This window comes from Kitasatospora sp. NPDC002551 (assembly GCF_040296005.1).
Lineage (GTDB): Bacteria > Actinomycetota > Actinomycetes > Streptomycetales > Streptomycetaceae > Kitasatospora.
Map to the genome: position 1 here is coordinate 20,471 of NZ_JBEOWI010000077.1, position 12,325 is coordinate 32,795.

The 12,325-nt window shown below is 73.3% G+C and carries 13 protein-coding genes; all 13 read left to right on the forward strand.

What is annotated here, in order from left to right:
• Positions 1-14 precede the first annotated feature (14 nt).
• The 13 genes from ABT093_RS36870 (at position 15) to ABT093_RS36930 (ending at position 12,100) form a co-directional block, all read left to right on the forward strand.
• Positions 15-590: a hypothetical protein gene (locus tag ABT093_RS36870; RefSeq protein ID WP_350571756.1), complete on the forward strand. Its 576-nt coding sequence runs from the start codon at positions 15-17 to the stop codon at positions 588-590.
• 104 nt (positions 591-694) lie between these two features.
• Positions 695-874: a hypothetical protein gene (locus ABT093_RS36875; protein WP_350571757.1), complete on the forward strand. Its 180-nt coding sequence runs from the start codon at positions 695-697 to the stop codon at positions 872-874.
• A gap of 168 nt (positions 875-1,042) precedes the next feature.
• Positions 1,043-1,462 carry a hypothetical protein gene (locus ABT093_RS36880; protein WP_350571759.1) on the forward strand — a complete coding sequence of 140 codons (420 nt, stop codon included), beginning with the start codon at positions 1,043-1,045 and terminating at the stop codon, positions 1,460-1,462.
• Positions 1,459-3,243, forward strand: a complete 1,785-nt coding sequence (locus ABT093_RS36885) for a DUF2637 domain-containing protein (protein WP_350571761.1) — start codon at positions 1,459-1,461, stop codon at positions 3,241-3,243. Before ABT093_RS36880 ends, ABT093_RS36885 begins: the two co-directional genes overlap by 4 nt.
• 189 nt (positions 3,244-3,432) lie before the next feature.
• The gene (locus tag ABT093_RS36890) at positions 3,433-3,933 is read left to right on the forward strand and encodes a hypothetical protein (RefSeq protein ID WP_350571763.1); all 501 of its coding nucleotides are present in this window, start codon (positions 3,433-3,435) and stop codon (positions 3,931-3,933) included.
• Entirely contained in the window at positions 3,930-4,235 is a 306-nt protein-coding gene (locus ABT093_RS36895; RefSeq protein WP_350571765.1) for a hypothetical protein, read from the forward strand. Before ABT093_RS36890 ends, ABT093_RS36895 begins: the two co-directional genes overlap by 4 nt.
• A gap of 133 nt (positions 4,236-4,368) precedes the next feature.
• Positions 4,369-6,963 (forward strand): hypothetical protein, encoded by a 2,595-nt coding sequence (locus ABT093_RS36900; RefSeq protein ID WP_350571766.1) that lies wholly within the window; start codon positions 4,369-4,371, stop codon positions 6,961-6,963.
• A gap of 22 nt (positions 6,964-6,985) precedes the next feature.
• Positions 6,986-7,519: a conjugal transfer protein TraB gene (locus ABT093_RS36905; RefSeq protein ID WP_350571768.1), complete on the forward strand. Its 534-nt coding sequence runs from the start codon at positions 6,986-6,988 to the stop codon at positions 7,517-7,519.
• 78 nt (positions 7,520-7,597) lie between these two features.
• Entirely contained in the window at positions 7,598-9,727 is a 2,130-nt protein-coding gene (locus ABT093_RS36910) for a chromosome segregation protein ParM (RefSeq protein ID WP_350571770.1), read from the forward strand.
• 85 nt (positions 9,728-9,812) lie between these two features.
• The gene (locus ABT093_RS36915; protein WP_350571772.1) at positions 9,813-10,007 is read left to right on the forward strand and encodes a hypothetical protein; all 195 of its coding nucleotides are present in this window, start codon (positions 9,813-9,815) and stop codon (positions 10,005-10,007) included.
• A gap of 158 nt (positions 10,008-10,165) precedes the next feature.
• Positions 10,166-10,921: a hypothetical protein gene (locus tag ABT093_RS36920; protein WP_350571774.1), complete on the forward strand. Its 756-nt coding sequence runs from the start codon at positions 10,166-10,168 to the stop codon at positions 10,919-10,921.
• Positions 10,922-10,977: 56 nt separating this feature from the next.
• Positions 10,978-11,298: a hypothetical protein gene (locus ABT093_RS36925; protein WP_350571776.1), complete on the forward strand. Its 321-nt coding sequence runs from the start codon at positions 10,978-10,980 to the stop codon at positions 11,296-11,298.
• Between the two features lie 127 nt (positions 11,299-11,425).
• Positions 11,426-12,100, forward strand: coding sequence for a hypothetical protein (locus ABT093_RS36930; protein WP_350571778.1), 675 nt, complete (start codon positions 11,426-11,428; stop codon positions 12,098-12,100).
• Positions 12,101-12,325 lie beyond the last annotated feature (225 nt).

A 12,325-nucleotide genomic window follows, 5' to 3' on the forward strand; every position in this document is an offset into this window, starting at 1 on the left:
AGGAACACCAGACCATGGCCCATCCCCAGTGGCTCAACGACCACCAGGACGCCGACGACCCGCTCAGCGACCTGCGCCGACTCGGCCAGTGGCTGGACAGCGCCGACAACAGGTCGGACTGGCACACCGTCCGACTCGCCCGCGCCACCGCCGAGCGCGCGATCGACCAGACGATCCGCGAGCGCCTGGGCGGCTTCACCGCCGGCGAGGTCGCCCGCCTGCGTCAGCGGAACGACGAGGCCTACGCCCGCCTCAGCCTGGCCGAGCTCGCCCTCACCCTCGCCGAGATGAGCCGGCTGCGCACCGCGACGACGCTGCGCAGCGCGCCCGACAACGCCGACGAGAAGCGGGTCCGCTGGCAGGTCGGGCGGATCGACACCGGGATCCGCGCGCTCCTGGTGTTGCTGACCGAGGCGCCGTTCAACTACCCGGTGGAGACCGTCCGTACGGCGGGCGCCCTCCTGGAGCCCCTGACCAACACCTTCGACGCCCGCACCGCGACGCGCGCCGTCAAGGTCCTGGAGCGCTGGGCCGACGCCGTGACCACCGCGGTCGACATCCTCAGCTGCGCCCCGTCCACCAGGGCCTGACCCCGCACCCCGTTGTTGCCCTGATCCCAGGGAGTCCGCCTCGCGGCGGCCCCTGGGCGATGGGGAGCGCCGGGACCGTCCCGGCCTCCGTCTGGAGGCAGATCATGACGAACAACCAGAACAGCGCCAACGCCGCCGGCGCCATCGTGACGGGCGGCCCGGTGGCCGCCCCGAGCGGCAGCGACACCCCGAAGACCGGCGGGGGCAGCACGGGCACCGCCGTCTACACCGTCACCGACGAGCACGGCAACACCCGCAGCGTCCTGCCGCTCGACCGGGTCTGATCCGCCGGACCTCCCGGCGGAGACGACATCCCGGCGTGCGGACCTTCCGGTCCCGCGCGCCGGGTCCGTCCGCCGGTTGCCCGGTCCGCCCGGCCCGCCTCCCCCGAGGTGCGGTCGGGCGGACCGGGGAGCCGGAAGGACCGGCCAGCACGACCTGCGGAGGCGCTCATGCCCGTTCCGCCCGCACCGACCGCGCTCGCGCTCCTGTCCGTGCTGCTGCTGATCGCCGCGGCGGAACTGGCCAGGGCCCGGCGCACCCGGCACGACCCCGACGTCTACGAGCCGGGCGACCAGCTCAGCCCGGCCGAGGCCGCGGACATCGAGGACGTCGGCTTCGAGCCGGTCTACCTCCCCGACCGCCCCGGGACCGACAAGGCCCGGACCGCCGAGGCCCTCCAGACCGAGGCCCTTGCCGCCGAGGCCCAGCTGGCCGCCAGGTCACAGGCCCTGGACGAGCAGTGGGCCCAGCTGGCCCGGATCGACCGGCAGCTGGACACCGACAGCCCCCCGAACCCGCCGCGAGCACCCCGCCCGGTGCCCGCCACCTCTTCCCTCGCTTCCCCCCGAAAGGAGCCGACGGCGCCGTGACCGTCCCCACCATCCAGAAGGCGAACGGCCACCCCCCGAGCCTCCTGCCCACCCAGCCGACCCCGACCACCAAGCAGCCGCCCACCCCGCCGGACGACGAACCCGACAGCATCTACGACCACGACCTCCAGGCGCAGCCCGACGGCGGGCAGCAGGAGAAGGACGGTGACGGCTTCCTGACCGCCCTGGCGGCGGGCGCGGTGGTGATGGGCGGCGTTGTCGCCGGAATCGGGTTCGCCGGCTCCTACGGCACCCTGCGCAAGCTCGCCCTGGACAAGGGCTTCGGGGACTTCTCCTACGCGTTCCCCATTGGCATCGACGCGGGCATCATCGCCCTGCAGGCCATCGACCTCTACCTGGTCCACAAGCGGGTCAGGTTCCCGCTCCTGCGCTGGATCGCCCTGGGCCTGACCCTGGCGACCATCGCCTTCAACGCCGCAGCCTCGGGCCCGATCCTCAAGGACCCGCTCGCCGCCGCGATGCACGGCATCATCCCCATCCTCTACATCGCGGCCGTGGAGGCGGCCCGCCACTACATCGGCCGCCGGAGCCAGCTGCTCCACGGCGCGGCCGATCTCGGGGCGCCGCCGCTCAGCCGGTGGCTCCTCTCGCCCTTCAAGACCGCCGGCCACTCGCGCCGCATGGTGCTGTGGAACAAGCCCTACGGCGTAGTCGTGGCCATGGCCCACGACTTGGCGGTGTACGAGGAGCGTCTGCGGCAGAAGCACGGCAAGGACTGGAAGACCAAGGCGACGCCGGACGAGCTGCTGCCCTTCAAGATGGCCAGCGCCGGCTACAGCGTCGACCGGGCTCTGGCGATCCCCTTCGAGGAGGAGATGAAGGCCGCGCGCCGGACCGGGGAGGCGGCCCTTCAACGAGCGACGGCCGAGGTTCAACAGATCCACGCCGACCTTCAAATCCGCGAGGAGCGCCTCGAAGCGGAGGCCGCCGGGATCCGTGCGGACGGCCAGCTGAAGCTGGCGGAGATCGAGACCAAAGCCAAGATCGACAACGAGCTTCAACTCCGGACGGTCGAGCTTCAGCGGCAGGCCGCCAGTCTTCAGGCCGAGCTGCAGAGGGTTCAGGACGAGGCGGCGGCCGAGATCCAGGCCATCCAGGACGAGACCGCCAACCGGCGCTTCCTGGCCGACCTCGACCGCAAGAACCAGCAGCTCAAGGCCGAGACGGAGGAGAAGCGCCTCCTGGCCGAGGCGGACCGGCAGAACCAGCAGGTCCAGCTTGAAGCCGCCCAGCACGCGGCCAGGATGGGGGCACTGGGCCGGCTGACCGACTCGCAGGAGCTCCTGGCCGCCCAGCAGAACGAGCTGGACGCCGCTGAAGCAGAGCGCAAGGCCGTTGAAGCCCGCCAGGCCGCCGTTGAAGCCGACCGCAAGGCCGCTGAAGACGAGCGTCTGGCGGAGGAAACCCGCGCCGAAACGGCGGAGCTGCGCGCCCGGACCGCCGAAATCACCGAACGTGCCGTTGAAGCCGAGCGGCGCGCGACCGAGGGCCGGGCGCGCGTGGCCGAGGCCGCCGCTCGCGAGCGGCTGGACAAGGTCGAGTTCGACGTGGTCCGGGTCATGGGCCTGCTCGTGTCCGCCGAGGACGAGAGCACGGTCACCAACGAGGTGATCATGCGTGAACTCGGCTGCTCCGTCGGGACTGCGTCGAGCCGTCGGGTGCTCGCCAAGGAGCACCTGGAGAACCCCGACAGCGAGCTGTACGGGCTGTTCCGGGCCTCGTACCGGGGCCCGGCGGGCAACGAGGCCCTGGAGGCCTGAGAGGCCCTGTACGACCGGATCCCGGCCTCTCCGCCGGCCACCGGGGCGATCCCCTCGCTCCGGTGACCGGCGAAGGCGTTGCGGCGCCGAGCACCACCCACGACCCGGCCGACCGGCCGGAGCCCGGGTCGACGAACACCACCCCAGGTCACGGCAGTGCCGAGGCCGACCCGCTTCCCCGGAGAGATCATGACCAGAATCGAGAACCCCGACTCCAGCCCGCCGCAGGTCCGCGAGGCGATGAAGGCGCTGGCCGCCAACCCGGAGGAGTTCGCCAAGTACCTCGCCGACGTGCAGCACCGCCTCCTGGGCCTCACCGCGACGCTCACCGCGCTCGCCCACGCGGCCCAGGTCGAACTGCGCGGAACCCACGTCGAGGGCGACCGCTTTTTCCACGCCCGGGCCCGGGCGCTGCCCGTCGAGCGTCAGCTGAAAGCGCTCGTCAATTCGCTGAACAACGCCGCCGCGGCTGCGGAAAAGGTCGCCTTTCAGCGGCGCAAGCACGACGAAAAGGTTGCCGCGCTTCCCGGCCTGCGGTCCGCGAAGGCCCTGGAAAAGGCGAACAAGCGCCGCCCTTCCCAGGCCATTCCGGTCAACAGGACCGCCGGGCAGGTTCCGCCGCCCGCGAAAAGCGGCTACAGTGATGACCCCCGGTCGATTCACGATCTGCGTGACAGGCGGTCGGCATGACACGGCCGCAGACCCGCGTCGAACGAACTGCGGAGAACCAGCGCCGGTTTTACGTCGAGGGCGAGAACCAGGCGATCGAGCGGCGTGGCGACGAAAAGGGCGCAGCGGAATCCTGGCTCCGCGTCACCCGCGCATGGGTGGCGCGGCAGGCCAAGACCCACCCGGACACCTTCGCCGGCTGGGCCAACGTCCTCCGGCTGGTCCTGGTCGCGATGCAGCGGCGGGCCGCCGGCGACCCGAGGGTGTGGGACGACCTCCAGGTCTACGCGACGACCGTCACCGCTCAGATCCCCCCGCAGTGACCATGCGTCACCACGAAGGCCCCGCCGCAGTGCCGGCGGGGCCCTCGCGCGCGCATAACGCGTGCACCCGTGCCCGCGTGCACGCGTGCACGAGGACCCCACCCTCTGTCAAGTCCCCTCGAAGGGAGCGAGCGTGTCCGACGACTCCAACGGGCGGGTGATCACCTTCCCGGGCGGCGGCGACCAGCCGTACGCCGCACCCCCGATTCCGCGCTACGGGGACACCGCGCGGAAGCCGGAGGCCCCCGCGCCGGAGCTCCCGGTGGTCCCCGACCTGACGCCGGACGTCCCGGTAATCCCCGAGCCGCCCCGGGCGGCCTATTCGCGGTCCGAGGGAATTCCCTCCCGGCAGGCCGCCGAGCCCGAAGTGGAGGAATACGAGGAATCCGGGGAGGAGGAATCCGGCGAATACTACGAGCGCCGTTCCCTCGCCGATGTAGTCGCCGACTGGATCCAATTCAAGGTCGACAGCGCTCGTGCCGAAAGGGAAGAGAATTCGCCCTTTCGGGAGGCGGAAATCGCTGACAAGGTCGCGCGCCTCAACGCGCAGACCGGGCGCGAAATGTCGCTGCTGGCGCAGCACAACGAATTGGCGAAGGCCCAGGTCGACGCGCGCACCGCGATGACGGCGGCGCGGGGAAAGGGCGCGGCCTCCGGGATCGGCGGCTCGGACCCGGGAAAGGGGTCCCACAAGAGCGGGCCGCGCGGCTCTGGCGGTTCGGGCGGCGGCTCCGGGAGCCGGGGTCCGGGAGGGTCCGGGGGATCGGGCAGCGGTTCGACGAACCGGAGCCCGAGCGGCCCGGGGCCCGGGCCGACCAGCCGGAGCCAGGGCGGCGGGCGCGACACCGGCCGGCCGCAGGGCGGGCACCACGACCGTGGCGGCGACCGGGGGTCGGGCTCCGGTGGTGGCAAGAAGGGCCCTGGAGGCTCTTCTGGCGGTTCCAGCGGATCCGACAGGCCTTCGAAGTCGCCCGGCACCTCCGGCGGGCGTCAGAACGGCTCTGGAGGGGGCCGGGACGGCAGCGGCGGCGGTTCGAAGGACGGCGGCACCCGCTCGCCCGCCACGAGCCCCGCCGCGGAGCGCTCCCGCGCCCGCCAGGAGCGGCAGTCCGCCCGGCAGGCCGCCGACCTGGGCGACCGCACCGCCGACCGCGCCCAGCGGCGCCAGAACCGACAGCGGGTCTGGGACGACAAGTACGGGGACCGGCGCGAGGGCCGGGAGGAGCGGAAGGCGCGCCGCCGGGCCGCGAGCGAGGGCGAGGGCGAGTCCCCCCGGACGCTCGCCGGCGCCGTCTCCGAGCGCCTCCGGGGGCGCCGGAAGTCCTCCGACGCCAAGGGGAACGACGACAAGGCGGCGGCGAAGGCCGCCGAGGAGACGTCGAAGCCGGACAAGGAGGCCGTGAAGGGCGACGGCCCGGAGCTGAAGCCGGACGGCAAGGCGTCGAAGGCCGACGGCAAGGAGGTGAAGGGCGACGGCAAGGAGGTGAAGGGCGACGGCAAGGAGGTGAAGGGCGACGGCGGGACGTCGAAGCCCGAAGAGGAGGCCGTGAAGGCCGGCGACTCGGAGCTGAAGCCGGACGCCGAGGCGCCGAAGCCCGATGAGGCGTCGTTGACGCCGGACGACCCGTCGTTGAAGGTCGACGACCCGTCGTTGAAGGTCGAGGTGACGAAGGACCCGAAGGACGGGGACACCGCCGGAGGGCCCGCGGCCGATGGCCCCGGACCCGACGCGGAACCCGGACCCGGGCGTGACGGCGCAGCGGGCACCGGTGAAGAGGTCCCGCCGCCGGGCGAGACCACCGGTGACGGCTGGGCCACGTTCTTGAAAGAGAAGGTGTACGGCAAGTCGCCCGGCGGGGGAGTGCGGCAGCCCGATCCGGAGCCGGAGACGGTCGCCGCGGGCAGGGCCGAGCAGGGTCCCGCCGGGGCGGGCCTTGACGATGACGGCATCCCCGATGGCGTGATCGTGGAGGACGCCGAACCGGCCGAGCCCGGCGAACCGCCGGCGGCGCCCGCACCGGCGCCCGGGCCCGTCGCGGACATGGACAAGGGCGGCATCGCCGACGCGGTGATTGTGGAAGAGACCGAGCCGGCCGTCGCGCCGGTGCCCGCTCCGGGCCCCGTGTCCGTCGCGGACGTGACCAATCCGGCGTCCGGTGGCGCGGGCCTCGACGAGGCTGGCATCACCGACGCGGTGATCGTGGAAGAGGGGGTGAGCGTGGCGAGCACCGAGTCGGCCGCCGCGCCGGTGCCTGCGGCTCAGCTGGGGCCGGACGCCGAGCAGTCGTTGGTGGTCCGGCCGGACCGCACGCGACGGGCCCGCAGGCGCAGGCGCCAGCAGATGGCGCGTCAGCACCGCACCGACATCACCCTCGACGAGTACGTCGTCCTGATGACCAACATCGCGGTGAACTCGGACCAGGACTACAAGATGGTGATGCAGGCGGTGCAGCACCTGCAGGACCTGGCGGTGATGCTGCGGGAGATGAGCGGCGACCTGACCGGCAGCCACAACATCGACCGCAGGGTGACCCGCCTGCTGTCGGACCTGGCCGACCTCTCGGACGTCACCGCGCACGAGGCCACGGTCCTGTCCAAGGAATCCGAGACCGCCGCGACGGTGTCCGCCGCGGCCGCCCACGCGGTCGCGAAGGTCTACGGCGAGGACCGCGACGCCATGGACGAGACGGGCCTGGACATGGCCTCCGCCGCCGTCCACCACGACTAGGAGAAGAGAGGAAGCCGCACCCATGAGCGACCAGGCGGACAGCCTGCCGGCCGTCCCCGACCCCGGCGGCGCCATCGCCCCCGCCGACAGCGGCGGACCCCAGGACGCCGGGACGTCTCCCGCGCCCCGCAAGAAGCCCAGGGCCCGTCGCCGCCGCAAGCGCCGGCAGGTCCTGGGCGGCCTCGCCGACGGCGACCACAGCTTCGACGGCGTCCAGCACAAACTGACGGTGGTGATCGAGGCGATGGGCGCCGCCGTCGACAACCTGGAGGGCCTGGACCGCCGGGCCCGCGCCACGGCCAAGGAGGCCTCCAGCGCGGCCGGTGCCATCGCCCGCGCCGAGCTCGACGAGACATTCGTCGGGATGACCGATGAGGTGGCGACCGCCCAGATGGAGGCCGCCAAGGCCGTGCGCAAGATGCTCCGCGCCGCGCAGAAGGCCGAGAAGGACGCCTACGCGGTCCGCCGTGCCCACGCCAAGCTCTACGGCGCCCTGCACCGCGTCCGCAAGGGCCGCCGGTTCCGCACCCCGAAGCCGGACTTCTTCTCCCGGTAGCGCACCGCACCCATCCCCCCGAGGGTGGGCACGCCGACGACGGCGTGCCCACCCTGCTCTTTGAAAGGACTTCCCCCGGTGGCCTTCGCCGTCAAGCTGGAACGCTTCCTGTACGTGGCGTCCGCTCCGTTTCTCGGCGCGGCCGCGAACCTGCCCGACCACCCCGCCATCGAGGCCACCGTCGCCTCCGCAGGCGGCATCGGCATCGGCGCCAGCATCGTCGTCGCCATCACCGAGAAGGACAGCGCGGGGCGATGGCTGGTGAGGCTGTCGCCGCTGAGCCTGGCCGGTGCCGCCTACTACACCTCCTGCCGCATCCCCGGCTGGGGATGGGACGCCGCGATCGCCGGCGGCTGGGCGGGGCTGTTCTGCGCGTTCGTGCCGATCGCCCGGACCACCGGCCGCCACCGGCGCCGCCGCAAGGTCCTGGCCGCCGTCCCGGAGGCGCTGGTGCTCACCGCCGCGGCCCCGGAGGTAGTGCCGGAGCCGGTCGCCGATGACGGCGCGGACCCCTTCACCCAGGGCGTGAGGCTGCTGTGGAAGCGGGCCGGCGATCCGGCCCGGACCCACGTGGTGGTGGCCACACCACACCCGGGCAAGCCCCACGACTTCACCATGCTGCTGCGGGCCAACGATCCGGGGCGCCCGATCAGCGGGCTGCGCGAGGCCGACGTCGCCGCCGCCTGCGGCGTCCACGAGGACGACGTCAGGTTCGTCTCGACCACCCAGATGGCCGGCCGTCAGGACGGGCCCGGCTGGCAGGAGGTCGAGGTGATCCCCGACGAGCGCCGCCGGCGCCGCAGCAAGCCCACCGTCGCCGAGTGGTGGGAGGACGGGATCGGCGAGGACGCGATCCCCGGCTCCAAGTACACCAACCAGGTCCGCAAGGACGATCGGGGCGTCACGTACTGGATGGCGCAGCTGCCCGACTCCGCCGGCGAGCCGCGCGTCGACAGCGTGGCGCTGGCCCGAGCACTGGGAGCCCGGCACGAGGAGGGCCGGGTGTTCGTCACGTTCGAGGGTCGGCACGTCCTGGTGGCGGTGTGGGACGAGTCGCCGCTCGCCAAGTTCTACCCGGCCACCCGCGAGCTGCTGACCCCGGACAAGAACGGCTGGTACACCACCGGGGTCCTGGCCAACGGTCAGCCGGCCCGCAACCGGGTGCACACCAACCGCGGTGCGGCCCACGGCCTGTACGTCGCCCCGTCCGGCGGCGGCAAGACCCAGCTGATGGCACTGGCGGTGTGCGCGCAGGCCAACTGGGGCGCCGTCATCTGGCTGGTCACCGAGGCACCGGATGAAAAGACCGCCGCGCTGGGCGCGCACGTCAACCGGTACGGCGTCGGCGCGCTGTACATGGTGCGCGCGCTGCGGGCCATCGACGCGCTCATGGAGATCCGCGGCACGATGCCGTGGGCCGACGGCAAGGTCCACGACTGGGAGGCCGGGAAGCCCGGCTGCCCGTACCGGCCGCTCGCCGTGTTCTGGGACGAGTTCCTGTCGGCGGCGAGGAACGAGGAGTACGGCGCGGAGATCATGGACCGGGCCGAGTCCGGCACGGTGAAGGGCCGCAAGTACGGGATCGGCGAGCACGTCGCCGGTCAGAGCGTTTTCGTCCAGGACGGGTTCACGCAGCTGCTGCTGGAGAACATCCGCGAGAACTCTCCCGCCCCGGTGGTCCTCAAGGTGGCCGCGAAGAAGGTCCTGGAGATGTTCAAGACCCTCGGGGTCGCGCCCGACGACATCCCGGAGCCGCTGCCGCGGTCGTTCTCCCCGGAGGCGGAGGGCCGGATCGACCGGATCCTCAGCGGCGAGGCGGAGCCTCCCGGCGACGACAACACCGGCGGCGTCGGCTGGATCGTCCCGCGCTCCAAGCCGGAGGTCCTGCGCACCCTCTTCATGAACTTCAACGAGCCCATCGCCCCGCTGTTCCCCGACGAGGTCTTCGGCCTCACCCCCCACGAGATCGCCGAACTCGAAAAGCGCGACCTCTGGTTCGACTGGAACGAGCCGCCCCGCCCGGGCGAGTTCGGCGACGACGACCTGGACGAGGACGACGCCTGGATCGACGACGAGCCCAAGCCCGCACGCAAGAGCGGAGCCAAGACGGGGGGCAAGGGCGGCGGCAAGGCGCGCGCGATCCCCGGGCGCAGCAACGTCCGCTCCCCCGACGAGGCCCTGGCCGCGCTCCACAAGCTCGGCCGCTGACCCCCGCGGGGGCGGGGCCGCGACCCCGCGGCCCCGCCCCCGTCGCCTGCCACCCCGCCCCCGCTTCCGTTCCTGGAGTCCAGCCGTGATCGTCTCCGTCTCCCTCGTCGCCGTCACCGGTGCCCTCGCCGGCTACCAGCTCTGGCGCCACCAGCTCCCGTACTGGAAGGGCTTGGTCTTCATCGTCTTCGGCTTCTGCCTGGCCCAGACCGCCATGGCGCCGTCGATCGCCGACGCCCTGCACGCCGTCACCGGCTTCTTCACCAACCTGGCTGCCTGACCGGCACACCCCCGACCAACCCCGGGGCGCGTCCCGAGACCAGCGCCCCTGCCACCGAAGGCCCGGGCCAACCGGCCGGCGCCGACAACCGAACACCCCGCGCAGGGCGCGCCGGCACCGGCCGGCGTGCCCTGCACCATCCCCGGAAGGACAACCCCGTGCACACCGACCCCTTGGCCGACCTGCTCACCACCGACCGGCTCGCCGCCTGGCGGTCCCCGTCGGCCCGGCCGAGCACCGAGACCCTGTTCGACGCCGGCGCGGGCACCGTCGCGATCGGCCGCCACCCGGACGGCGGCGACGCCGTCCTGGAGCTGTACAGCTCCGAGGGCGCCACCCCCGCCACCATCACCGGCCTTCCCGGCAGCGGGATCGGCACGCTGCTCGGCACGCTGTGGGACGTCGAGGAGGCCGCCGCCCTGGTCGAGCCGTGGGTGGTGGACCCGGGCGGCCTCCACACCGCGCACCGCCCGCTGCTGCGGTGCGCGGACACTGCGGAGCGCGCCGTCGAGCTGCTGGCCGAGGCGCGCGAGCTGGTCCTCTCCCGCGTCCACGGCGGCCTCCTGCAGCCCGCCCTCAAGGGATACCGGCCGACGGGCGGCCACCCGCTGGTCACCCTCACGGTGGTCGGCCTGGCCGACCTGGTCCAGCAGGACCGGCGGATCGGGCGGGAGCTGGAGGTCATCGCCCGCTGGGCGCGTCGCGGCGGCCTGAGCCTGCGCTCGGTGGACCGCCCCGGCGCGGCGGTGCCCGGCCTGCTGGGCCAGATTCTGGCCGGCGGCAGCCGGATCGAGCTCCTCGCCGCGGCCGGGAGCAGCGGCCAGGACCGGGCCCTGCCCGGCACGGGGCTGCTGGCGCTGCCGTTCGGCGAGCCGGTCCTGTTCCGGGCCTGGCCGCCGGTGCCCGGGGCGTGAACCCCGCCCTGCCGCACTCCACCCGACCCGCCCGCCACCGAGGACTGGAGCCGCCCGTGCGACCCGATCCCGCCACCGTGCAGGACACCGACACCGACAGCCCGGTCACGGAGCTGACCGAGGTCACCCTCGCGCTCACCGACGACGTCGCCGACCACCAGGAGCGGCGCGAGCTCACCCAGGAGCAGCTGGCCGACCTGTTGCTCGCCTTCGATGACTGCGAGGAGGACCCCGAGGGCGCCTACGGACAGGTCGAGGTGTCGCTGGAGTACAAGCCGGCCGAGTACGGCGGGCGCTGCTGGAACGAGACCCGCACCTTCGCATCGGAGGAGGCGGCCGCGGTGCTGGCGGCCTTCGAGGCCGGCCACCTGGTCTGACCGGACGTCCGGACCGGCCGAACCCCCGTCGCGGGTGGGGCCCGCCGACCGCTTTACCGCAGCGGCCGATGGCCCCGCCCCGCTGACGCCTCACCCCCCCTTTGACCTGCCCCTGAAGGAGCCCTCCGTGTCCACCAGCAGCAGCCCCGAGAACGTGCGCCTTCTCGACGCGGACCGGGTCGTCCTCGTGGAGCCCGGCTACACGGCCGTGCAGATGGGCGACCGGATCGTCGCCATGACGCTCGGCCGAGACAGCGGCGACACCACCGAGTTCGTGTCCGCGATCGTCGACGGCCAGGCCGCGGCCGTACCCGTCCTCGACGTGACGGCCTTCCTCGACGACGCCAAAGCGCGCAACGCCGCCCACCGCGAGGCCATCGACGCGATGACCCCCGCGGCACTGGCCGTCCCGGCCGCGCCGGTCGCCGACCCCGGTCTGCCGCAGGCCGTGCGCCAGTACGTCCTCTACGGCTCGATCGCCTCGCTGGCGGCCGGCGGGGTGGTGTGGATGATCGGCGCCGCCGTTGCCGAGGTCGCCCCGCACGCCGACAAGCTCGGCGAGCTCCTGAAGTGGGCCGCGGTCCTCGTTGGCGCGGTTGTGATCGGCGTGGCCGGCCTGCTCGGCAAGCTCCGCTCCGTCACCACCCAGGCGGCCTCCGGCGCCGCGCCCGCGGCGACGGCCAGCGGCGAGGGAGCTACCGCGACCGGCACCGTCCTGGCCTTCGTGCACCGCACCCACACCACCACCATCGGCCGCCAGTCCGCCGGCTGGCGCGGATCGATCACCAACAACAACAGCTGAAGGAGAACTTCGCCATGCGCTTCGTCTATCTGCTCGGCATCTTCGGTCCCGTCCTCCTCGGGATCTTCTTCCTCGCCCGGCACCTGCACTGACCGGCCGCCCGGTTTCGCCCCCGGCCCCGCGGCCCCCCCCCCCCCCCCCCCGCCCGGGGGGGGCCCGCCCCCCGGGGCGGTGGCCGCCGCCCCGGCGGCCGGAGACTTACGGGGGGAAACCCGGACACCCACC